The sequence below is a fragment of the Mesopusillimonas faecipullorum genome (genome assembly GCF_020539505.1).
Lineage (GTDB): Bacteria > Pseudomonadota > Gammaproteobacteria > Burkholderiales > Burkholderiaceae_B > Mesopusillimonas > Mesopusillimonas faecipullorum.
On the sequence record NZ_JACDXW010000002.1, the window covers coordinates 534,793 to 557,324 of the forward strand.

Annotated in this window: 16 protein-coding genes; 11 read left to right on the forward strand and 5 right to left on the reverse strand. The window is 56.3% G+C overall.

Annotated features, from left to right (window positions below; translation table 11 throughout):
- The first annotated feature begins 19 nt into the window (after positions 1-19).
- The 6 genes from H0484_RS05855 (at position 20) to gdhA (ending at position 6,269) form a co-directional block, all read left to right on the forward strand.
- The gene (locus tag H0484_RS05855) at positions 20-1,558 is read left to right on the forward strand and encodes a class I adenylate-forming enzyme family protein (RefSeq protein ID WP_226953582.1); all 1,539 of its coding nucleotides are present in this window, start codon (positions 20-22) and stop codon (positions 1,556-1,558) included.
- Positions 1,559-1,568: 10 nt separating this feature from the next.
- Complete coding sequence (locus H0484_RS05860; protein ID WP_226953584.1) at positions 1,569-1,994, forward strand: MaoC family dehydratase; 426 nt, start codon at positions 1,569-1,571, stop codon at positions 1,992-1,994.
- A 47-nt stretch (positions 1,995-2,041) separates the two neighbouring features.
- The gene (locus H0484_RS05865; protein WP_226953585.1) at positions 2,042-2,944 is read left to right on the forward strand and encodes a shikimate kinase; all 903 of its coding nucleotides are present in this window, start codon (positions 2,042-2,044) and stop codon (positions 2,942-2,944) included.
- A gap of 172 nt (positions 2,945-3,116) precedes the next feature.
- Entirely contained in the window at positions 3,117-3,443 is a 327-nt protein-coding gene (gene trxA / locus H0484_RS05870; RefSeq protein WP_226953587.1) for a thioredoxin TrxA, read from the forward strand.
- A gap of 93 nt (positions 3,444-3,536) precedes the next feature.
- Entirely contained in the window at positions 3,537-4,793 is a 1,257-nt protein-coding gene (gene rho / locus H0484_RS05875) for a transcription termination factor Rho (protein ID WP_226953589.1), read from the forward strand.
- Between the two features lie 132 nt (positions 4,794-4,925).
- Complete coding sequence (gene gdhA, locus H0484_RS05880) at positions 4,926-6,269, forward strand: NADP-specific glutamate dehydrogenase (RefSeq protein ID WP_226953591.1); 1,344 nt, start codon at positions 4,926-4,928, stop codon at positions 6,267-6,269.
- A gap of 10 nt (positions 6,270-6,279) precedes the next feature.
- Here gdhA and H0484_RS05885 read toward each other — a convergent pair whose 3' ends face one another.
- A complete protein-coding gene (locus tag H0484_RS05885; protein WP_226953593.1) occupies positions 6,280-9,909 on the reverse strand; it encodes a YhdP family protein in 3,630 nt (1,209 codons plus the stop codon).
- 84 nt (positions 9,910-9,993) lie between these two features.
- On the opposite strand from H0484_RS05885, the gene glnE reads away from it, so the two are divergent.
- The 3 genes from glnE (at position 9,994) to H0484_RS05900 (ending at position 16,031) form a co-directional block, all read left to right on the forward strand.
- Positions 9,994-12,765, forward strand: coding sequence for a bifunctional [glutamate--ammonia ligase]-adenylyl-L-tyrosine phosphorylase/[glutamate--ammonia-ligase] adenylyltransferase (glnE, locus tag H0484_RS05890; RefSeq protein WP_226953595.1), 2,772 nt, complete (start codon positions 9,994-9,996; stop codon positions 12,763-12,765).
- A gap of 65 nt (positions 12,766-12,830) precedes the next feature.
- Positions 12,831-13,496, forward strand: a complete 666-nt coding sequence (locus H0484_RS05895; protein ID WP_226953596.1) for an epoxyqueuosine reductase QueH — start codon at positions 12,831-12,833, stop codon at positions 13,494-13,496.
- A gap of 129 nt (positions 13,497-13,625) precedes the next feature.
- On the forward strand, positions 13,626-16,031 hold the full coding sequence (locus H0484_RS05900) for a hypothetical protein (RefSeq protein WP_226953597.1): 2,406 nt from the start codon (positions 13,626-13,628) through the stop codon (positions 16,029-16,031).
- A gap of 64 nt (positions 16,032-16,095) precedes the next feature.
- Here H0484_RS05900 and clpB read toward each other — a convergent pair whose 3' ends face one another.
- The gene (gene clpB / locus H0484_RS05905; RefSeq protein WP_226953598.1) at positions 16,096-18,684 is read right to left on the reverse strand and encodes an ATP-dependent chaperone ClpB; all 2,589 of its coding nucleotides are present in this window, start codon (positions 18,682-18,684) and stop codon (positions 16,096-16,098) included.
- A 79-nt stretch (positions 18,685-18,763) separates the two neighbouring features.
- On the opposite strand from clpB, the gene H0484_RS05910 reads away from it, so the two are divergent.
- Together H0484_RS05910 and H0484_RS05915 are read left to right on the forward strand one after the other, a co-directional pair.
- Positions 18,764-19,708: a LysR family transcriptional regulator gene (locus H0484_RS05910; RefSeq protein ID WP_226953599.1), complete on the forward strand. Its 945-nt coding sequence runs from the start codon at positions 18,764-18,766 to the stop codon at positions 19,706-19,708.
- Positions 19,709-19,756: 48 nt separating this feature from the next.
- Entirely contained in the window at positions 19,757-20,485 is a 729-nt protein-coding gene (locus tag H0484_RS05915) for a helix-turn-helix domain-containing protein (RefSeq protein WP_226953600.1), read from the forward strand.
- Between the two features lie 53 nt (positions 20,486-20,538).
- Here the strand turns inward: H0484_RS05915 and H0484_RS05920 are convergent, their stop codons facing one another.
- Genes H0484_RS05920 through ccoG form a run of 3 tightly spaced genes read right to left on the reverse strand, consistent with a single transcriptional unit; the run spans position 20,539 to position 22,530 of the window.
- Complete coding sequence (locus H0484_RS05920; RefSeq protein WP_226953604.1) at positions 20,539-20,787, reverse strand: hypothetical protein; 249 nt, start codon at positions 20,785-20,787, stop codon at positions 20,539-20,541.
- Positions 20,784-21,005, reverse strand: coding sequence for a FixH family protein (locus tag H0484_RS05925; protein ID WP_226953606.1), 222 nt, complete (start codon positions 21,003-21,005; stop codon positions 20,784-20,786). Before H0484_RS05925 ends, H0484_RS05920 begins: the two co-directional genes overlap by 4 nt.
- A gap of 31 nt (positions 21,006-21,036) precedes the next feature.
- On the reverse strand, positions 21,037-22,530 hold the full coding sequence (ccoG, locus tag H0484_RS05930) for a cytochrome c oxidase accessory protein CcoG (RefSeq protein WP_226953608.1): 1,494 nt from the start codon (positions 22,528-22,530) through the stop codon (positions 21,037-21,039).
- Positions 22,531-22,532: the final 2 nt, after the last annotated feature.

Below are 22,532 nucleotides of genomic sequence, written 5' to 3' on the forward strand. Positions count from 1 at the left end.
TGTCGTACAGGAGAACTTCATGCTGGATCTAACCATAGGCGCCTTGTTGCAGCGCGCCTGCCGCCTGTATCCGGGCAAGACCGCCGTTTGCTTCCAAGAACAAACTCAAAGCTTCGAGGCATTTGGCCAAGACGTTTGTCGCTATCGGCGCGCCATGCGCGACAAAGGCATACGCCCGGGCGACAGAGTCGCGGTGCTCTCACGCAACCATCCCGGCGTACTCAAAGCCATGTTTGCTTGCGCGCTGGATGGCATTGTCGTCGTGCCCATCAACTTCCGCTTGGCCGCACGCGAAATGGCTTTTGTCCTAAAGGACAGCGGCAGCGCTTTGCTTTGGGTGGATGAATTCTTCGTACCCATTGCCCAAGAAGCCGCCCATTTGGCTGAACTGGCACCACACCAGTTGGAAAGCCTGGATGCGCCGCTGGCATTAAACGCCCAAGCCGAAGACGGCTTGGATCACACCCCTCTGATAAAAAGTGACGACTTATTCGGCATTTTTTACACCAGCGGCACCACCGGCAACCCTAAAGGCGTCATGCTGACGCACGGCAATATGATGGCCGGCGTACTGAACCACACGATGGGATACGGCTTGGGGCCTGCAGACGTATGCCTGCACGTCATGCCGCTTTATCACACCATGGAAGCCTCCCTGGCTTTCTGCCAATTCTTCGTAGGCGGCAATAACGTCATTGTGCAAAATTTCGATGCTGCGGGGTTCTGGCCTATGGTCGACCGACATCGAATTACCCACGTTACCGCAGTGTTCACCATGCTGATAGGCATGCTGGAGAACCCACCCGCGGCCTCGGGCTCCAGCGGCACCTCGTTACACACTATCTCTTTGGGCGGTCAGGCCGTGCCGGCCGAAGTGCTAGCCAAAGCTGTCGAGCAACTGGGCGAAGATCGCCTGATACAGGTGTACGGCCTAACCGAAGCGGCCCCGCTATTGACCTATCTGCCCAGAGAAGATGTACGCGTCGCAGACACCCAGCGCCATAAATTGCAATCGGTAGGCAAAGACTTCTTCCTGACTGAAACCCGCATTGTTGACGATGAAGGCAAAGCCGTCCCTCAGGGCGAGCTTGGCGAGATCATCGCGCGGGGCCCGAACGTAATGCGAGGCTATTGGCAACGCCCCGACGAAACTGCCAATACCTTGCGTGATGGCTGGCTGCATACCGGCGATATCGGTCGCTACGACGAAGAGCGCTACCTTTATGTCATAGACCGCAAGAAAGACTTGATTATCAGCGGTGGCGAGAACATTTCGCCGCGCGAAGTCGAAGAAGTGATTTTTCGTCACCCGAAAATCAGGGAGTGCAGCGTTTTTGGAATCCCTGACGCTCAGTGGGGTGAGGCCGTAGGTGTCGCGCTCAGTACTTATGAGCCCATGACCGAAGATGAGCTCATCTCGTTCTGCTCAGCAGAGCTGGCACGCTACAAGCTGCCGCGCAGGGTGTGGTTTCTCGACGCGCTGCCGCGCGACCCTGTCGGAAAAATCCAAAAACGGGTCCTACGCAGCCAGCTGTCCGACTCTATGAAAAACACTTGATGGATGAATGATGAGCAAGACGTTTGAAATGATTGAAATCGGTGACAGCGCAAGCACATCTCGCACCGTGACAGAAACCGATATCGTGATGTACGCGGGCTTAACCGCTGATTTCAACCCCATGCACATGGATGAAGAATACGCACGCCAAACACCCTTCGGCGGCCGCATCGCCCATGGCACGATTACCCTGGGCTTAATTGCACCGGTTATCGGCATGCAACTGCCTGGTAAAGGCTGCGTGTTACTGGGCATCAGCGGCTCCTTCCACAAACCTGTAAAAATAGGCGACACCATACGCGCCAGCGCCCGGGTGGCAGAGAAGGATGAAAAGCGCAAATTCATTAAACTTGAACTTCTTTACACCAACCAGCATCGGGAAACCGTCGCCATGGGCGAAGCCCTGGTCAAACCCACCCCCAGAGTGCTGGAATGATGTTCCGTAAAACCGCTTAAAAGCCGAGCCTTACCCGCCGCCCCGCCATGCCCACGGAAACCCATGCTCCCCACTCCCAGCCTGACACCCAGCCCATGCTCGCGGCGCTTAGCCAAAGAGTAAAAGGGCTGCGCGCCAGGCGCGGGATTTCCCGTCGCACCCTGGCACGGCTTACCGGCATCTCCGACCGCTACCTCGCCCGCCTAGAAGGCGGCGAGGCCAATCCCTCCATGGATATTCTGGGTCGAATCGCCCATGCGCTCGATTTGCCCTTACATGAAATCGTCGCCGACCGGCCCGTCGTAGAAGTCAGTCACGAAGGGCTTTATGGTTTTCTGCGACAACTGGCGCCGGCCGAGCAAGCCGCAGTCTACGCCGTGATTCGGCAACACTTCGAGCGCAAAGACCGAAATTATCAAGGCGCTGTCTTGTTGGGCCTGCGCGGGGCCGGAAAAAGCACCCTCTGCCAACTATTGGCCGCTCAGTTGCGCGTGCGCTACGTGCGCCTGCGTGACGTCATCGAAGAACAAGCCGGCATGTCGCTGACTGAGGCTTTCTCATTAGGAGGCCAAAAAGCCTACAGGCGCTTCGAGCGACAGGCGATTCAGCATGTCATCGAAAACATGCCCGGCGTGCTGCTTGAAGTCGGTGGCAGTGTGGTTTCAGAAGCGGAAACCTTCAACTTGCTGCGTTCGGCGTTCTTTACCGTATGGGTCAAAGCTTCTACCGACGAGCATATGCGCCGTGTCAAGGCACAGGGTGACCTGCGCCCGATTCAGCTGACGTCGGAGGCCTATGAAGACTTGCGCCAAATTCTGGCAGAGCGCGAACCCTACTACAGCCTGTCAAATTACGTTATCGATACGACCGACCGCAGCCCACAAGAATGCGCCGACGAAATCGCCCCGATATGCCAACCCTATCTTAAGCATGCCGACTGTCCGGCATAATCACTGCAACAACGCGGCTATGCAGCCTCGCCTCTACAGTGGTATGCTTAGAAAAAATCCACGCCGCGCGGCAATGATTCGGCACCACAAACGATTAAACCACACGGTGTCACGGGGAGCCCGCCGCTGCGTCGCCGTATTTCCCTGTCTTTCATAGATACCAGTCACTACAATGAGCGAATTGATTCGAAACGTCAGCGATGCCACGTTCGAGGCAGAAGTCTTAAATGCCAACGAGCCCGTGCTCGTCGATTATTGGGCTGCTTGGTGCGGCCCCTGTAAAATGATTGCACCCTTGCTCGACGAAGCCTCCAAGCTCTACGAGGGGCGTGTTAAAATCGCTAAGCTCAACGTCGATGAGAACCCCGACACTGCCGCCAAATACGGTGTGCGCGGCATCCCGACCTTGATGCTCTTCAAGAACGGGCAGGCAGTTTCTACCAAGGTAGGCGCCCTTTCCAAATCCCAACTTAGCAGCTTCTTGGACGAATCCGTCTAAATCCGTTTCGCCTAAGGCTTTCCGTCGTACGCGTGGGCCCTCTCCGGGCCTACCACCCGCCCCAGCCGGACTCTCCCTCCTTTTTGCCTCCACATGCACCTCACCGAACTTAAAGCACTGCACGTTTCGCAGTTGCTCGAAATGGCGTCCAGCCTGGACATCGACAACGCCAGTCGTCTGCGCAAGCAGGAACTCATGTTCGCCATTATGAAAAAGCGCGCCAAGCAAGGCGAGCAGATCTTCGGCGACGGCGTTCTCGAAGTGCTGCCTGACGGCTTCGGTTTTCTGCGCTCCCCAGATACTTCCTATCTGGCCAGCACCGACGATATCTATATTTCGCCCTCGCAGATACGCCGTTTCAATTTGCATACTGGCGACTCCATCGAAGGAGAAGTCCGGGTACCTAAAGACGGCGAACGTTATTTCGCCTTGGTCAAAGTAGACAAAGTCAACGGGCTGCAGCCCGAGGCCATCAAGCATCGCATCATGTTCGAGAACTTGACGCCACTGCATCCCAACCGTCCCATGCGTCTCGAACGCGAGATCAAGAGCGAAGAGAACATCACCGGTCGCATACTGGACATCTTCGCTCCTATCGGACACGGCCAGCGTGCCCTTATCGTGGCCAGCCCAAAGTCTGGTAAAACGGTAATGATGCAGCATATGGCGCATGCCATTACCACCAACTATCCCGATGCCTTTCTTATTGTGCTGCTCGTAGACGAGCGCCCCGAAGAAGTTACCGAGATGCAACGTACGGTACGTGGCGAAGTGGTCGCTTCAACCTTTGACGAGCCCGCCACTCGACACGTGCAAGTTGCCGAAATGGTCATCGAGAAGGCCAAACGGCTGGTTGAGCTCAAGCGCGACGTCGTCATCCTGCTCGACTCCATTACCCGTTTGGCACGCGCCTACAACACGGTCGTACCCGCTTCGGGCAAGGTGCTCACCGGGGGTGTCGATGCCAACGCTCTGCAACGCCCCAAGCGCTTTTTCGGTGCCGCACGCAACCTCGAAGAAGGCGGTTCTCTTACCATTATCGGCACGGCACTTATCGAGACCGGCAGCCGCATGGACGAAGTCATCTACGAAGAGTTCAAGGGCACCGGCAACTCCGAGGTTCACCTCGAACGCCGCTTGGCAGAGAAACGCGTCTACCCGGCCATCAACCTGAACAAATCAGGCACCCGGCGCGAAGAACTCCTTATCAAGCCGGATTTGCTGCACAAGGTCTGGGTGCTACGCAAGTTCATCCACGACATGGACGAGATCGAGGCAATGGAATTCATTCTCGACAAAATCCGTGCTACCAAGACCAATGCCGAGTTCTTCGACATGATGAAAAAGTAAGCCCATACCTGCCAAGCCTCTCCATTGCGAGAGGCTTGCTGCGTTTGGCCACCAGCGTCGGCGCTACCGGCACATTTCCATTCCCTCTCAACCTTCGGACTTCATATCCGAAACCTCTAAAGAGCCACTTCGATGACACAACTCCAAACACTCGATCAGTTTCTTCTGCAAGTACAGGCCCGTGACCCGCACCAGCCGGAGTTCATGCAAGCCGTCGGGGAAGTGATGAGTAGTTTGTGGCCGTTCCTGAAAGAAAACCCACGCTACGCCCAAATGGGCCTGCTGCAGCGGCTGGTAGAACCCGAGCGCCTGGTTCAGTTTCGCGTGTCATGGGTAGACGACGCAGGTCAGGTCCAAGTGAACCGCGCCTTCCGTATTCAGCACAGCTCTGCCATTGGCCCTTTCAAAGGCGGCATGCGGTTTCACCCCTCGGTCAACCTGTCGATTTTGAAGTTCCTGGCATTCGAGCAAACCTTCAAAAATGCGCTGACCACGCTGCCTATGGGCGGCGGCAAAGGCGGCTCCGACTTCGACCCTAAAGGCAAGTCGGACGGCGAAGTCATGCGCTTTTGCCAAGCTCTGATGATAGAGCTGTTCCGCCACCTCGGGCCGGATACCGACGTTCCCGCAGGCGATATCGGCGTTGGCGCACGAGAAGTGGGTTTCATGGCCGGCATGATGAAAAAGTTGTCCAATTCCGCCGCCAGCGTATTCACTGGCAAAGGCATTTCCTTCGGCGGCAGCCTCATTCGCCCTGAAGCCACAGGGTACGGCACCGTGTACTTTGCAGAAGAAATGCTCAAACACGCCAAACTGTCTCTCGATGGCTTGAAAGTTTCGGTTTCGGGCTCCGGTAACGTCGCTCAGTACGCCATCGAAAAATGCATGCAGATGGGGGCTCAAGTCGTCACGGTTTCCGACTCTCATGGCTGCGTGATCGACCCAGAAGGTTTCACGCCCGAGAAGCTCGCTATCCTGATGGATATCAAGAACAACCGTCGTGAACGCGTTGAGACTTATGCCCGCGAACTCAATCTGCGCTTTGATGCAGGCAAGCGCCCCTGGCACGTGCCTGTTGATGTCGCGCTGCCTTGCGCCACGCAGAACGAGCTTGATCTGGACGACGCTAAAACGCTTATTGCCAACGGCGTACGATGCGTCGCCGAAGGCGCCAACATGCCGACGCAAATGGATGCGGCTGAAGCCTTCATACACGCCGGCGTGCTTTATGCACCGGGCAAGGCCAGCAACGCCGGCGGCGTGGCGGTTTCAGGCCTGGAAATGAGCCAGAATGCGCTGCGCTTGAGCTGGTCTCGCGACGAAGTCGATGCCCGTCTGCGCCACATCATGCGTGATATCCATGAAAATTGCGTGCGCTATGGCACTCGCCCAGAAGGCGTTAACTATCTGGACGGCGCCAACATCGCAGGCTTCGTCAAGGTAGCCGATGCCATGCTGCATCAAGGCGTCTACTAAGCAGTAGCGCCTATTCTGAAGCCGCCTTGTCGTCCGAGGCGGCTTCAGAAACCGACACCTCTTTCATCTGCGGGTCTTTCCAAGTGCCTTTGACTTCATAGTGCACCGTCATGGCCCGTGCCAATGGCTCCTTGAGCATCCACTGCGTCAAGAAAGCACCTATCCCCACTACCGGGTTGACTACCAAGCCTGCCGCCAAAGTGGCTCCACTGACATCCAGCTTGGGTACCACCATGGCCTGTAAATCCAGCGCTTCAGTATCCCACCGTGTCGATCCGGCCAGACTGATGGTGCCGGCAGCCCCTTCGACTCGATAGTCATTGGTTTGGATGACGCCATCATCCATATGCAGCGTGCCCGACCAATGGTCGAAGGGAAAGCCTTTGCTAAACATCGCTCCCGGACGCAAGTCGAGGCTGAACATGCGTTGCAAGGACTGCATGGAAAGGAGTTCGAGTAACTTCACACTTCGAGACTGAACAGCACTGAAACGACCATCGTGTAAATCCAACTGCACGGTACCGCTTAGGTCGTCGACCTTGAAACGCCAAGGAAGATTTCGCCACTTCAGTTGGATATCGAGCGTGCCCTGCCCCCCTTGCAGCACGTCGTTCATACCTATATGGTTTAGATAGGCGCCCGCGTCCTTGAGTTGCGCTGCGGCAGCTAGCGTAAGCCCGCGATCGGGTCCATCCAAACGCCACTCACCCTGGCCACTCAAACTGGCCGACGCACTTTCAAGCGTCAAAGAATCCAGACGCCATAAGCGGCCACGCGCAACATTGATGCCATCAAGCGTTAGCCGCCCTAAATGGCGCCCAACAACAACCAAATCATCAACCAACAGCTGCACGCCGGGCAGATCCAGCTCTCCGCTCAGACCCCACTCCTCATCTTGCTCCAGGGCATCTTCCGTCTTGTCCTCTGCCGCATCCAGGGACAAGCGGGTGAAATGCGCACGGACTTTGCCCGCATCGGCATCTCCAGCCTGACTCCAGTACAGCGTGCCGGCGGTCTCATGAGAGGAAACATCAACACGCCATTGGCCTTTGTCTTCTTGACGGGCCGTAAGCGTGGCATCGCTCATGCTCAAGCCCCACAAAGCCACCTGCTGCGCTTGTATGCGGGCACTTTTCAGCGCTGGCCATAGTGTCGGACGCCCCTTCCCGGACGCAGTGGGCTCTTCATCTTCGGCCTCGGTGAGCATACGCTCCCAGGCCGCCACATCAAGCGTGTCGCTTACCGCCTCTAGCACCATCCCTTGTTGAGGTAAATCGATATCACGCCCCACACCTATTGCCGCCGCGCGAAAGTAACTCTCTCTATGACGGGGATCACGCAGAAAGCGGGCTTTAATACGCCTGCCGCCATCGACCAGCAGACTCATGGCGGAACCTTGACCTTGCTGAGGCATCCAGCTGACCCCCATAGGCCAGCTTGCTGCTGCAGACTTACTCAGCGGATGTGGCAAGGCTAGCGTTAAGCCGACCAGATCACTAGAGGCCGTAATACCATAGCGTCCACCGGGCTTAAGTTCCAGGCGCATTTGATAGTTCAATTCGCCGGTGATTTGCTTCATGTCTTCAAGACCGAAAGCCCGCTTGGTGGCCGCTGCCGTCAGCCGCCCCACTGCTCCCAGGCCTTTTTGCCCTTTACCCAAGCCGCCTTTTAAAGTCACAGGCCCGCCTAGAAAACGTGCCTCCAGCCCCTTGGTGGTACCCCCCCACTCAGAGAACTCCAGCTCGCCTTTGACTTTCTCAAACACAGGTAAGCCATCGAACAACCATAACTTGGTGTCATTGAGTGTCAGCTGGCCACGCACACGCGTAGCGTCAGCATCCAACAGTGGGATACTCAGCTGTAAAGGCAGACGCCAAAGACCTTCAGCGCGGGTGGCGTCAAACAGATTATCCAACCAAGACCCCAAGGGGGTGGTGCGCATCAGGGCAAGATAGGCCGGCGCTGGTGCTTCGGTGTCACCCTGCAAATGCAAAGTTGTCTGATGTGACAGGTCGGGAATATGAGCCTGCACATTACTCAGCTTTATGGCTTTGCCTGGTTCGGGAAAAGCCTGGGCGTGCTGCGCCGTAATGCGTAGATCATTGCCGCGCATGGCAACGACGCCCGACACATCTTCCAGCCTGGGCCAGCCTTTTTCTTTACCCTCTGGCGGCACGTAATCAATGATGGCGTCCGAGAAACGGCCATCCAGGCGCCAAGCCCCCGCTGCCTGAGGGGCTTGCTCATCGCCAAAGGGAAACTCGTCCAGTTCGCCACGCACCAAAAAATCAGCTTGATGCACCTGCCCTGCCAACAAGGCGGTCCGCATCCACTCCCGCGCTTCCGCTTCAACGGTAAGCGGCAAATATCGCTGTATGGCTGCCATGCTGGCCCGCTCAAACCGTCCCTGAAGCTCTGCCCAACCAGCAGTTCCGGCGGCTCCTTCTTGCCAACGCCCCCATAAACTGACGTCCATATCGTCGTTGACCACATGCGCAGCCTTGATACGCAGAGCCAGGCTATCAGCGGGATCTCGGAGCAAATCAGCAGCCAGCGCTACCTCGCCAAACCTTAGCTTGCTTTCAAAGACCTCGGGCAGGGTCAGATCCAGCCCCTGAAAAGCTAGCGACAGGGAAAGTGGCGGTGTAGCAACGGCAGTCGTCAACGCATCCTTTTCCCGATAGAGTTGCATATAGGCTTGCCAGTCCCCCCGCACCACCGCTCTAGCGGAATCCAAGCCTATACGCACGCCTTCGGCTAAAGCCACATGTCCTTGCTCTATGTGCGCCTGCACGGCCATGTCTTTGGGCTCGCCTTGCTCGATATCCAGCCACCACTGAGCACTAAGCAGCCCCGACTCTATCTGCTGAGGAATGTCTACCCAGGTGCGCCAAGCCTGCGGCACCATGTCATCGAGCCTGATGTAAAGACGGGCATCCCACGCTTTGGGATCTTCGATATCAGCCTGCGTGCCCGATAAAGTGAAAGCCCCACTCATAGAGAAGTGCTCGCCAATGCCTGTGGGTGGTTGAGCTGACGCACCCAACCGATAGGTCTCGCCATCACGCAGCCACTCAAGCGTTACGTCTGCCAAACGTAGAGGCGTTCCGTCACGGGTGTCGTCAGACCAGATCAGACTGGCGTCGCGGAAGACCACATATTTTTGATGGCTTAGCCATTGCACCAGGGGATGCCGGAGATCAACGCCCTCGTCCTCTTGATCCGCGTCGTCTTCGGAGTCGCTGAAAAACGTAAGCGTGTGGTTCTGATCGCGGTGGACGGCGATTTCCAAGCCATCGAACTCCAGGTAGCGAAAACTCAACTCGCCTCGCCACAAGCCGCGCCAAGACAAGCTGCCCTTCACTTTAGGCAGCGCCAGCACACCCCCGCCATCGCCATCGCGCAGCTGCACCTCTTGCATGACAAACGACGGGCCGCTGCCGGACCAGCTCAGTTGCACATGCTTCACATCCAGCGCCACACCGAAACGCTGCGAGAACTGCTCGACGATATAGGGCCGCCAAACGTCTATTCTAGGCGCCGCCCAATAGCGCAAGCCCAGATAAGCCAACGCAGCCGCAAAATAGACCACGAGGCCGGTCCACAGCAGGAAACGCAAAAGTCGACGGAGTGTGGGCACGGATGGGCTGGCGGTGCGTTGATGATTGCAGTATCTTTGAAGACTTATACCTGAAAACCATGTAACCGTCTGCACTTCCTGACCATGTTTGACTGCCCCGCCTTCAGTGCCGCCTGCGAATGGTCTGGCGTGCTCCAAAGAAAAACCAATACAGACCCAGCCTTCGCACAATGGCTGATCGCCGCAGTCGAACACCCCGTCACCCCGGAGCGCATAGCACTCTGGCAAGAAGAGCTTCAGCAGTCCTGCGCCACACTGTCTGCCGACGCCGCCATTCGTCGTACGCTGCGCCGCCTGCGCCAACGCGTGTTTTACACCCTCATGGTGCGTGACATCGGCGGCATGGCGCCTTTCACAGAGGTAGTTCAAGCCACGACTTACCTGGCAGATCTTGCGGTAGGCCTGGCCTATCGGCACACCATGGAAGACTTATCGCAGACTTATGGCAAGCCCATAGATCCCGACACCGGCCTGCCCCAAGAAATGCTGGTGCTAGGCATGGGTAAGCTAGGCGGTAAAGAACTGAACGTTTCCTCAGACATCGATCTGATCATGCTCTATGGCAACGAAGGCGAGACCACCGGCAGACGGCGCATCAGCCATCATGAGTTCTATGGGCGCCTGACCCAACGCATGATGCCTTTGCTGTCCGAACCCGACGCAGACGGGCAGGTTTTCCGTACCGACCTTAGACTGCGCCCAGACGGCGACGGCGGCCCCCTGGCCTGGAGCCTTGAGGCTCTCGAACACTATCTCATTTCTCAAGGTCGCGAATGGGAACGTTACGCCTGGCTTAAGGCTCGCCATTTGCCGGGCCGGGCATTTGAAGACAGCCAGCCTGTTCAACAATGGGAAGACGTTGAGAATCTGCGTCGGCCATTTGTCTACCGTAAGTACTTCGACTTCGACGCCCTGGCGGCGCTGCGCGCCCTGCGTGAGCGCATACGCGAAGACTGGCAGCGCAAGGTGTTGACTCGCACCGGCATAGAAGCCACCCACAACGTCAAGCTGGGCGACGGCGGTATCCGGGAAATCGAGTTCATTGTTCAGCTCAATCAGCTTATCCGAGGCGGGCGGCAACCCTCTTTGCAACAACGCGGTTTACTCAAGGCATTGCATAAGCAAAAAGCGGCTGGCGTCTTGCCAGCCGAGGTAGCCGACGGCTTAGAGCAAGCCTATCTTTTCTTACGCCGCACTGAGCACATGTTGCAATATCGCGAAGACCAGCAAACACACCTGCTGCCTACGCAATCTGAGCAATGGGAGGCTCTGGCCCGCGCGATGGGGCTGTCGCGTCAAACCTTCGAAGACAGCTTAGCCCGCCATCGTCAATTCGTTCACCAGGTTTTTCGCAATGCTTTTCGTTTGGCCGGCATGGGGGAAGACGAAGAATCGGGTTCCCAGTCCCGCTCAACCGAAGCAGACCTTGGCTCAGACACGCCACTAGAGGAGCTGCTGCGCCAGCATCTGGGCGATCAGGCCGCCGCCATGTCAGAACGTATAAAGGTCATGTTAGACGGTCAACGTGTGCGCAAGCTTTCCAATAACAGCCGCGCTCGCCTGGATGCTCTACTTCCCGCCGCAGTCGAGGCTGCCGCCGCCACCGGCAACCCAGCACAAACCTTAAGCCGTCTGCTTGAGCTTATCGAGCGCATCGCGCAGCGCAGCGCTTACCTGGCCTTGCTGACCGAGTACCCTAACACCTTGGCCCGCATGGCCCGTTTAATGGATGCCAGTCCCTGGGCATCGCAGTACCTGACGCAATACCCTCTACTACTAGACAGCCTTATCGAATGGCGCTCGTTGATGGCACCTCTAGACCTCGCGGCTCAAGCCGAGCAACTACGCGCCGATCTCGAGGCCTGCGTCTTGCCTGACGGCTCACCCGACGTCGAGCAGCAAATGAACCTGATGCGTGACGTACAGCATCAAGTCAGTTTCCAGTTATTGGCCCAAGACCTTGATGGCAGCCTGAGTGTCGAGGCGCTGGCAGATCAGCTGTCGGCACTTGCCGACCTGTTTCTGGAAACCACGCTGGAGCGTGTTTGGCCCCCCATACGCGCCCGTCATCCCGAAGCCCCCGAAAAACCCAAGTTTGCCGTCATTGCCTACGGCAAGCTGGGCGGCAAGGAATTAGGTTACGCCTCCGATCTTGATTTGGTTTTTGTTTACGACGACCCCAATCCTGAAGCGCCCGACTACTACACCAAACTGGCCCGACGCGCGACCTCCTGGCTCACCACGCTTACCTCTTCCGGTCGCCTCTACGAGATAGACCTACGATTGCGGCCCGATGGTGATGCCGGCCTTTTGGCAGTGTCACTTGAAGGTTTCGAACAATATCAACGCACCCAAGCCTGGCCCTGGGAGCACCAAGCCCTGACCCGCGCTCGCTTTGTTGCCGGTGACGCCGCACTGGGCGAACGCTTTGAAACTTTACGCCGCGAAATCCTATTGTTGCCGCGTGATCTTTCTGCCTTGCGGGCCGAAGTCATCCAGATGCGGGCCAAGATCGCAGCAGGACACCCGAATCGCAGCAAGCTTTTCGACATCAAGCATGACCCGGGCGGCATGGTGGATGTCGAGTTCATCACCCAGTTTTTAGTGCTGGCTCATGCTGCCGCCCATCCCGTGCTGTTAGACAACCTGGGGAACATCGCTTTGTTAAGGCTGGCGGCTGGAGACGGTTTGATTCCCACAGATCTCGCAAAGCGCGTCTCCGATGTCTACCGTGTCTACCGCAAGGCTCAACATGCTTTACGTTTGCAGGGCGCAAGCATGGCTCGCGCCGAACCCAGCCAGTTCGAGCAAGAACGTGCGGCAGTCAGGCAGCTATGGGAGCACGTGCTGGGTTGAACCCTGGGGCCGTGGGGCGATAGTCGGCTAAAATGCAGGTATCAGGCACCTAATTCTTTATCATTATGTCCAGCCCCACCTTCAACCGCCCCATTCTTACCCTGCCCGACAACCGCAAGCGAGTGCTCATGCACTCCTGCTGTGCCCCCTGCTCAGGAGAAGTCATGGAGGCCATGACGGCATCGGGCATCGATTACGCCATCTATTTTTACAACCCAAACATCCACCCCGACCGCGAATACGAAATCCGCAAAGAAGAAAACATTCGTTTTGCCGAACTGCACAACATTCCTTTCATCGATGCCGATTACGACAAAGACAACTGGTTTGAACGGGTCAAGGGCCTGGAAGACGCTCCCGAACGCGGCGAACGCTGTACCGCCTGCTTTGACATGCGCTTTGAGCGCACGGCCTTATACGCCCACGAACATGGTTTTGACACGATCACCAGTTCGTTGGGCATTTCGCGCTGGAAGGATATGAACCAGATCAACGGCTGCGGTGAACGCGCTGCAGCGCGCTACCCCGATCTGGTTTACTGGACTTACAACTGGCGCAAGGGCGGCGGCTCTCAGCGCATGATAGAAATCAGCAAGCGTGAAAACTTTTATCAGCAAGAGTACTGCGGATGCATTTATTCACTGCGCGATACCAACCGCTGGCGCCGGGAAACCGGGCGTGAAGCTGTGGTTATTGGCGTCAAGTACTACGGCCAAGACGAAGCCAACTAGCACCCGTACACCTAGGTTGCCAGGCATTATGCTTAAGCTGCAACGGCAAAATACCTAAATCGGGCGATTCCCACTTCTGCGCGTTTGTCGCACCATATGCAGTCATCTGTCGTCTAAAAGAGGCTACTCGTGACTGCCAACCCAAAATTTGCGCCATTTAGCGAAATCAGCAATGGCAAAAGACTGTTCCTGAAAACCTCACTGCTGGGTGCAGCCGGAGCGGCCTTGTCCGCCTGCGGAGGCTCAGGCAGCGACGAAGACCCCAACTACTCCTCGGAAGACGAGCGCACCCCCGTTGAATACGTCGACGTGCCTGATACGCTTACCCCCCCTGTTAGCGAGTGGGATTTACACGTCAATCCCTTGCAGCGGGCTCTGGGCGTCACACAAGTGCGTGTCATCCAAGACGGCCTACCTCTTGCAGGCGTACCCATAGAAGGTACCGGCGCCGATGGGGCCCTGTGCTTTAGCGGGTTTACCGACAACGACGGCGCGTTTTCATGGGAAGGCGAACGCACCTTGGGCTTGCATATCAGCGCTCATGGGCCTTTAGGGCGCTTGTCCCATTACGCCGTCCAAGACCCTGCTCAGTCTCTGGCGCCACTTGTACTGAATGTCGCCACTACGCTGGCCGACCGCGTCCGCCAAATTAGGCAGTGGCTCCCCTCGCAAGCCGAAACCCGCGTACAGCGTTTCTTGTCGATACGCAGCAATGTGGATTTATCCATTACCTTCATCGACCATCACGAACTGGATCACGCGCAATTTGCCCAGGCGCGCAGCCAGTCGGGGCTAACGCAAGATGCCTTTATCGACAGCCTGGCCGAACTGGCCGCTGCTGACGACTATGACGCCCATATTGTCGATTTCGGCGACCCTACGCTGCCCGAGCCCGATACCCTGGGCATCTCTTCCACCGAGTTTTTAGAAGAGGTTTTACGTTATGCCAAGCTGGTCAACGACGCCAACTTTCTAGACAAAACCATAGTCACCTTCTTCGGTGCCCTGACACTGGATATCATTGGCCATTTCTTGCCCAAAGACGACCCTGTCATGCGCAAGCTGAACGAGATTTCAAAAAAAATCGACGACGTTCAGAAAGGCCTTGATGCCATCCTGAAGGAGCTTCAGGGTTTTATCGAAGAGTCCAAGCGTGCCGGCTTGGCCAAACTGGATATCAACCTGGCACAGCTGAATCTGGATATTCAGATGTATGGGGACGACCACGAAGCCATTCGCACCCGGCTATTGCAGATGCTCCGGGAGTTCAATCTGCATAATGATCTGGCGGTTACCGAGCAGGTGTTGGGTTTCTTCGGCGGCTTTGGCAGCGACTCTCACAATGCCGTGCCCACCTACCTTTATATGTTTAAGCGCTACAACTCGCTTCAACAAACTTTTGGTGAAGAAGGCATTGGCTTTCAGCTTGAGGCCCCCGAAGGCGCATTGACACGCAGAACCTTCTATTCGAAAGACAGCGAAGGCGTGTATTTGTCGGCACTGATTAATTTGCAGCTGTTGTATATCAAGTCTATGGCCTGGGTCATGACTTACGAGTCTGGCATGGCCTCTGCTTTGGCCGACCGCCCGGGCGAGCGAGACCATGAAGGGATGAGCTACCAAGACCGCGTTTCCAATCTAAAAGCCTACGCAAAGAAGATGCTGCTTTTCAATGCTTTTTTTGAAGACTTGAAAGCCTTTAAACAACTGCCTCACCCTTGCGTGTTCTTGCACACTCCCGACGATTCGGCCTGGTTTGCCGACCCCACAAAATATGAGCTGACCGGGGAAAAAATCGGTTTCTATGGCGGTTGGCACCCCTGGAATACTGTCTGGGAAAAAGGTGTCAGCTATAAAGAATGGACGAGCCGAGACAGCTATGGCAATCTGCGGCAAGCTCATTTGCAGTTGCCGCCCGAGATTATCAGCATGGCGGACAAAGATGGAAGCTGGGGCCCTCCCTCTGTGTTCATGGTCGAACAGGCCATCCTGGAACCCATGCGTAGAACCGGCAGGTTGATGCAGGACCTCATGCTCAGCGCTGGCGCCCCTGGTAACGGATTCTATGGCTTCAATGAAAAAGGCAAACCCAAGTTCTGCATCTGGCTCGACGACCTAAGCCCCGTAACAAGCCCTGGCAACTCCAATGCAAGCTACTTGCAATTTTTTTGCAAAGAACCTCGCGAAACCCCTTTGGGGGGCGAATATCGACGCTATTACGCCAAATTACACACGGGCGAGGTCAAACCGAAGATGATCACGTTTAGGATAACGAACCAAGAACTCAGCAAAACCTTCTGCATTATGGGAGCAGCCGCTTTCTCCCGATACATTGACGAATACAAGGAGAACCCAGCTGAGCGCGGTGTGTACTATCTTGGCAACTACGGCGAGGATAAGAATTTTTATTACCCTGCCCTCAAGGCTGTGCGCGATGTCAAAAGTTACTACCCTTGGCAGCGCTATGCCAATCTGTTCAACGCCACAGAAGGCTTTAACATTACCGCCCTGCAAAAGCGTTACGGCTTCAACTAAAACAAGAAAAAGCCCAGCAGCCAAATTTAGGCCGCTGGGCTTTTTTGCTGTTTAACGCTTGGCGTTATTGTTGAGTGCGGTCAAATACGAACTGCTCACCGTCCCAGTCAACCGGCACCACATCGTTGGGGCCAAACTTGCCCTCCAGTACCAACCTGGCCACTGGATTTTCGATGTTCTGCTGAATGGCACGCTTAAGCGGTCGCGCACCAAACACTGGGTCAAACCCTGCACGAGCCACTTCGGCTACGGCGGCATCCGATATCTCAAACTGCATTTCGCGCTCGGCCAAACGCTTGCCCAAACGCTGCAACTGAATGCGTGCAATAGACTCGATATGCTCGGCGTCCAGACCATGAAACACCACGACTTCGTCGATACGGTTAAGGAACTCAGGACGGAAAGCCTGTTTAACCTCGCCCCAAACGGCTTCCTTCACGGCTTCGTAAGGTTCGCTGGCCATGCTTTGAATCAGGTGCGAGCCCAGGTTGGAAGTCATGATGATGACCGTATTACGGAAATCAACCGTCCGACCTTGTCCGTCCGTCAGGCGCCCGTCATCCAGCACCTGCAACAGCACGTTAAAGACATCCGGGTGGGCCTTTTCGACTTCGTCCAGCAGCACAACACTATAAGGCTTGCGACGCACGGCCTCGGTAAGATAACCGCCTTCTTCGTAGCCCACGTAGCCGGGAGGCGCACCAATTAGACGAGCCACCGAGTGCTTTTCCATGAACTCGCTCATGTCGATACGAATGAGATGGTCTTCCGCGTCGAACAAGAACTCTGCCAAGGCTTTGGTCAACTCGGTTTTACCCACACCCGTAGGGCCCAGGAACAAGAAGGAACCATAAGGCTTGGAAGGATCGGATAAGCCCGCACGCGAACGGCGGATGGCATCGGCGACCAAGCGCACCGCTTCGTCTTGTCCCACCACGCGCTTATGCAGGAAGCCCTCCATGTGCAGCAGCTTTTCACGTTCGCCCTGCATCATCTTGGAAACCGGTATGCCTGTCGCACGCGAGACGACCTCGGCAATTTCTTCGGCCCCCACTTCGGTACGCAACAGACGCGGCTGATCCTGAGCCTCGGCCTTACCCGCTTCGGCAGCCTTCAAACGGCTCTCCAGCTCGGGCAGTTTGCCGTACTGCAATTCAGCCAGCTTGTCGAACTGCCCCTTGCGTTGCAGATCGGCCATTTCGGCTCTCAGGCGCTCGATTTCCTCTTTGATGGATTGCGAACCCTGCACAGCCGCCTTCTCGGCCTTCCAGACTTCTTCGTAGTCGTTGTATTCGCGCTGCAAGCGTTCGAGCTCGTCCTCGATGGCCTTCAGGCGCCGCAGCGAAGCATCGTCACTTTCTTTTTTGACGGCTTCGCGCTCGATCTTCAACTGAATGATGCGCCTGTCCAGCCTATCCATGACCTCGGGCTTGGAGTCGATTTCCATGCGTATACGGGCCGCTGCTTCGTCGATAAGGTCGATGGCCTTATCGGGCAGGAAGCGGTCGGTAATATAGCGATTGGACAGCTCTGCCGCCGCCACAATGGCGGGGTCGGTAATGGCAACGCCGTGGTGAAGCTCGTAGCGCTCTTGCAAACCCCGCAAGATGGCAATGGTGGATTCGACATCGGGCTCGCCCACCAGCACCTTCTGGAAACGGCGCTCAAGCGCGGCATCTTTTTCGATGTACTTGCGGTATTCGTCTAAAGTGGTGGCGCCTATGCAATGCAGCTCGCCGCGCGAAAGCGCCGGCTTAAGCATATTGCCCGCGTCCATGGCACCTTCGGCCTTGCCCGCACCCACCATGGTGTGGATTTCATCGATAAAGACTATGCTGCGCCCCGCATCTTGGGAAAGCTCTTTCAGAACAGCCTTCAGGCGCTCTTCGAATTCGCCACGGAACTTGGCGCCCGCCAACAAGGCCGCCAAGTCTAGCGACAACACCCGCTTACCCTTCAAGGTTTCAGGCACTTCATTGTTAACGATGCGCTGTGCCAAGCCTTCGACTATGGCGGTTTTACCCACGCCTGGCTCACCGATCAACACAGGGTTGTTTTTGGTGCGACGTTGAAGTATTTGAATGCTGCGGCGGATTTCGTCATCACGGCCGATAACCGGGTCAAGCTTGCCTTCGCGGGCACGCTGAGTCAGGTCGGTGGTGTACTTGGCCAAGGCTTCCCGGTTGGATTCGCTCTCTGAGTCGTTTACGGTGTCGCCACCACGCATGGCCTCGATGGCAGCCTCGAGCGGCTTGCGTTGCAGACCTGCGTCGCGCAAGATACGCCCTTCGGGGCCCTTATCATCGGCCAAAGCCAACAGGAAAAGCTCGCTGGCAATGTAGGTGTCACCCCGTTTAGAGGCTTCTTTGTCGGTCTGCACCAGCACCTGCTGCAACTCGCGGCTGGGCTGCAAATTGCTTTGCCCGCCCTGCACCTGAGGCAAAGCAGCAATAGCCGTATTGACGTCGGAGACGACGCGATTAACCGCGACGCCCGAACGCGCCAGCAAGCTGGCGGCGCCACTGTCGTTATCGGACAGCAAAGCAGCCAACACGTGTAGGGGTTCAATATAAGGATTGTCGTTTCTGGCAGCCAGACTTTGCGCATCGGCAAAAGCCTGCTGGAATTTGGTGGTAAGTTTGTCGAATCGCATAGATCGTCCAGCTAATATTTCAGATAGACCCTATCTGGGGCCTGAGGGCCTGATTTCAAGAAGTACTACCGCTCGCCACATGGATAAACTCAAACAACTGGAAAGCTTTGTCGCCGTAGCAACGCTGGGCAGCCTCTCGGCTGCTGCGCGTGCCGAAGGTGTCGCTCCCGCCATGGTGGCCAGACGCATCAACGCTCTGGAAGCTCGTCTGGGCATCAAGTTGCTGGTGCGCTCTACCCGGCGCTTATCGCTTACCGAAGAGGGTACCCTGCTGCTAGGGGAAACTCAACGCATACTACAAGATCTTAATGACACAGAAACACGTGTCGCCCAAGGCAGCCATCACCCCAACGGCCATCTACGTATCAGCGCCCCGGCCGGTTTTGGGCGCAAACACGTCGCCCCCCTGATACCCGCTTTTCTCGAACGCTATCCCGACGTTACGCTGTCGTTGGACTTAAGTGACAGACTGGTCGACTTGATTGAAGAGCGATACGACTGCGCCATACGTATCGGTGACCTCAGTGACTCGGACGTTATCGGTATACGTTTGGCCGATAACCGGCGTGTCATCGTAGCCGCCCCCGCCTACCTTGATCGGCATGGTACGCCGCGCACTCCAGACGACCTGGCCCAGCATAACTGCCTGTCTTTTGGTCATCAAAGTAATCAGTCGCGAGGCTGGCAATTGCTGATAAACGGGCAAGTACGAGCCCTACGGGTGAGTGGCAATATGTCGTGCAGCGACGGCTCGGCCCTGCACGAATGGACGCTAGGCGGATATGGCTTGTCATGGCGATCCCTTTGGGAGGTACGGGACGACTTGGCTGCCGGTCGCCTGATCAGCGTGCTCGACAGCTACGCGGCGCCCGCCAACGGTATCTTTGCCCTCTTGGCCGAACGTAAGCACCTCCCGCTACGCGTCAGGGTTTTCCTGGAGATGTTGCGCGAAGCCTTTGCCCCGATCAATGCTTGGGTCAGCAAAACCCAGCAGGGGCCAAACCCGCCAAAGCGGGTACAATGAAGGGGCCGCCCCGCCCTTGCCAGAGGGCCACGGCACTACAGGATCAGTATGCATAAAACTATTCAGCTCACGCCAGATGCCACGCGTTGCTCTACTTGTATGCTGAACAGCCTTTGTATCCCCGTAGGTATGCCTGCGGGCGATATCGAAACGCTGGACCAGATCGTCAAGGAAAGGCTACGCGTTAGTAAAGGAAGCTTCGTCTATCATCAAGATGACGAAGGCACAGCGCTGTACGGCATACGCTCGGGGTCGGTCAAGACCCAACTCGAAGATGCCAGCGGCCAAGTGCAGGTCACAGGCTTTCTGTTGCCTGGTGAAGTCGTTGGCATAGACGGCTACCTTGGCGCGCGCCACATGACCCACGCCATCGCCATGGAAGACACCGAACTCTGTGTGGTGCCTATCCAAGACGTCGAGCGCATCACTACCATGCTGCCCGCGCTCAGTAGACAATTGCGCCGACTGACCAGCCAAGAGATCCTGCGTTCGCAACAACTGATCATGTCTTTGGGCGTCATGCGATCCGAACAAAGGCTGGCTGCTTTTTTACTGAACCTTTCTCAGCGCCTGGGCGCACTGGGTTACTCGCCCCGCGAGTTCATCCTACGCATGAGCCGAGAAGAAATCGGCAACCATCTAGGCCTTACCCTGGAAACCGTCAGCCGGCTGTTTTCTCGTTTTGCGCGTGACAACCTTATTCGCATCCGCCAACGCGAAGTTCAGCTGCTGGATATGGAGATGCTGCACCAACTTACCGGCAGCGATTGCGAATAGCCGCCTTGACGAGTTGAGTGCCGGCTTATAAGCCCCAACCGCACAAGCACGCTTTACGATAAAGAGTCAGAGGGGGACTGTATGGGCGTGCGTGGGGCCATATATAAAGTCAGCGCACTAGATAATGCGGCCATTATCCAAAACAAGAAAAAACCCGCGGCATAAACCACATTGCGATCAAACTGCAAGGTGTTCAGCACCACGATATCCAAGGGGTCTACCAAGGCAAAGACTGCTGCACTGGTGGCCCCTGCCAGCAAAAATGACGGCCACAATATCCACATCAGATTCTGATACTTCACGGTTGCTTGTCTCCCGTTGAGTGCTTCTGGGGTTCTTCGTGTTTTTCAACTACTAAACCTCGTTTGACCCCACCTTCGGTAATGGCTTCATTACGAAAACCATTAACCGCCAGCACGATGGTAATGATGCAACCCACCATGGCTAAAGCAGGCCCAGCCATCAGGAACCACGGCCAGGGCTCTTTCCACCAAGGCTTGCTAAGCGGCTCATTTTCCATGTGTGGTTTTTCCGTGGTTGTAGCCATTACATTATTGAGGCACGTAAAACGAGGATTGCTCGGTCACGGCGGTGTTGCGTCCCGAAGCAGACTCCGCAATGAAAGTCAGATCCATATCGTAGAGCCCCGGCGACAAGCCGGCCATGGGTGTTCGCACCACGATAGGGACAAGCAGGTTCGCGGACCCCTCTACTTGGACAGTTTCACCCTGTTGATCCGCCACTATGATTTGCATGCCAGGCAAACCTTCCGCACCTATGCGTAGTTGTAACGGCGCTTCGTCTGTGTTGATGACCTGAAGGCGATAAACGTTCTCGATGAAACCACCCGCCACCTCACGCCCAAGTGCTCCTCGATCACGCATGACATCTACTCGCAAAGTGGTGCGTGTCAACATAGACACCAACAGCGCTATGGCAATACCAGCCAACAGAACGGTATAAATAATGATGCGGGGGCGCAACAGGCGTTTACGCACCTGCGCCTGGCTGAGTCTTTCTTTGATGGCGCGGCCAGAGGTGTAACGTATAAGGCCGGGCTCGTAGCCCATTTTATCCATGACCTGGTCGCAGGCATCGACACAAGCGCCGCAACCTATGCACATGTATTGCAAGCCCTCGCGTATATCGATGCCTGTGGGGCACACCTGCACACAAAGCGTACAGTCTACGCAGTCGCCCATACCCGCTTCTTTATGATCAATACGGCGAGAACGCCCGCCCCTGGGTTCTCCGCGCACATCGTCGTAGGTGACAACAAAGGTATCGTTATCCACCATGACACTTTGAAAACGAGCATAGGGGCACATGTACTTACAGACCGATTCACGCATGAATCCGGCATTACCCCAAGTCGCGAAGGCGTAAAACAGCATCCAGAACCACTGCCACGGCCCCAAAGACAAGCTGATCAGATCTGCGCCCAGCGCCCGTATAGGTGCGAAGTAGCCGATGAACGTAAAACCTGTCCAGAGGGCCAGCACTACCCACACAAAATGCTTGGCTGCTTTCAGACGAATCTTGCGGGCATTCCAGGGCTGCTCGTCTAGACGAATGCGAGCGCCACGATCGCCTTCAATGTGACGCTCTACCCACATGAAAATTTCGGTGTAAACCGTTTGCGGACAGGCATATCCGCAAAACAGCCTGCCGGCTACCGCAGTGAACAAAAACAGTGCCAGCGCGGACAGCACCAGCAACACCGCCAAGTAGATAACGTCTTGGGGCCAGAGAACAGCACCAAATAGATAGAATTTACGCGCCCCTAGGTCGAACAGTACGGCTTGCCTGCCGTTCCATTGCAACCAAGGCAAGCCGTAGAACACGATTTGGGTGATAAATACCATGGCGATCCGCCACCGGGCATAAATGCCCGAGACGGAACGCGGGTAAATCTTGCTACGCACGTCAGCCAGGGCTTGTTCAACCTGGTTCCCGTCCTCCCTTGGTCTGGAAACAGCTTGTGGCTGCCAGCTGGGGGGAGTACTGGATGTATCGCTGTTACGCGCAACGTGTTCTTCGTTCATGA

What these genes read in the sequence shown, in the direction of transcription:
- H0484_RS05855 (WP_226953582.1), top strand. Translation starts at nt 20, where the DNA reads ATGCTGGATCTAACCATAGGCGCCTTGTTGCAGCGCGCCTGCCGCCTG.
- H0484_RS05860 (WP_226953584.1), top strand. Translation starts at nt 1,569, where the DNA reads ATGAGCAAGACGTTTGAAATGATTGAAATCGGTGACAGCGCAAGCACA.
- H0484_RS05865 (WP_226953585.1), top strand. Translation starts at nt 2,042, where the DNA reads ATGCCCACGGAAACCCATGCTCCCCACTCCCAGCCTGACACCCAGCCC.
- trxA (WP_226953587.1), top strand. Translation starts at nt 3,117, where the DNA reads ATGAGCGAATTGATTCGAAACGTCAGCGATGCCACGTTCGAGGCAGAA.
- rho (WP_226953589.1), top strand. Translation starts at nt 3,537, where the DNA reads ATGCACCTCACCGAACTTAAAGCACTGCACGTTTCGCAGTTGCTCGAA.
- gdhA (WP_226953591.1), top strand. Translation starts at nt 4,926, where the DNA reads ATGACACAACTCCAAACACTCGATCAGTTTCTTCTGCAAGTACAGGCC.
- glnE (WP_226953595.1), top strand. Translation starts at nt 9,994, where the DNA reads ATGTTTGACTGCCCCGCCTTCAGTGCCGCCTGCGAATGGTCTGGCGTG.
- H0484_RS05895 (WP_226953596.1), top strand. Translation starts at nt 12,831, where the DNA reads ATGTCCAGCCCCACCTTCAACCGCCCCATTCTTACCCTGCCCGACAAC.
- clpB (WP_226953598.1), bottom strand. Translation starts at nt 18,684, where the DNA reads ATGCGATTCGACAAACTTACCACCAAATTCCAGCAGGCTTTTGCCGAT.
- H0484_RS05910 (WP_226953599.1), top strand. Translation starts at nt 18,764, where the DNA reads ATGGATAAACTCAAACAACTGGAAAGCTTTGTCGCCGTAGCAACGCTG.
- H0484_RS05915 (WP_226953600.1), top strand. Translation starts at nt 19,757, where the DNA reads ATGCATAAAACTATTCAGCTCACGCCAGATGCCACGCGTTGCTCTACT.
- H0484_RS05925 (WP_226953606.1), bottom strand. Translation starts at nt 21,005, where the DNA reads ATGGAAAATGAGCCGCTTAGCAAGCCTTGGTGGAAAGAGCCCTGGCCG.
- ccoG (WP_226953608.1), bottom strand. Translation starts at nt 22,530, where the DNA reads ATGAACGAAGAACACGTTGCGCGTAACAGCGATACATCCAGTACTCCC.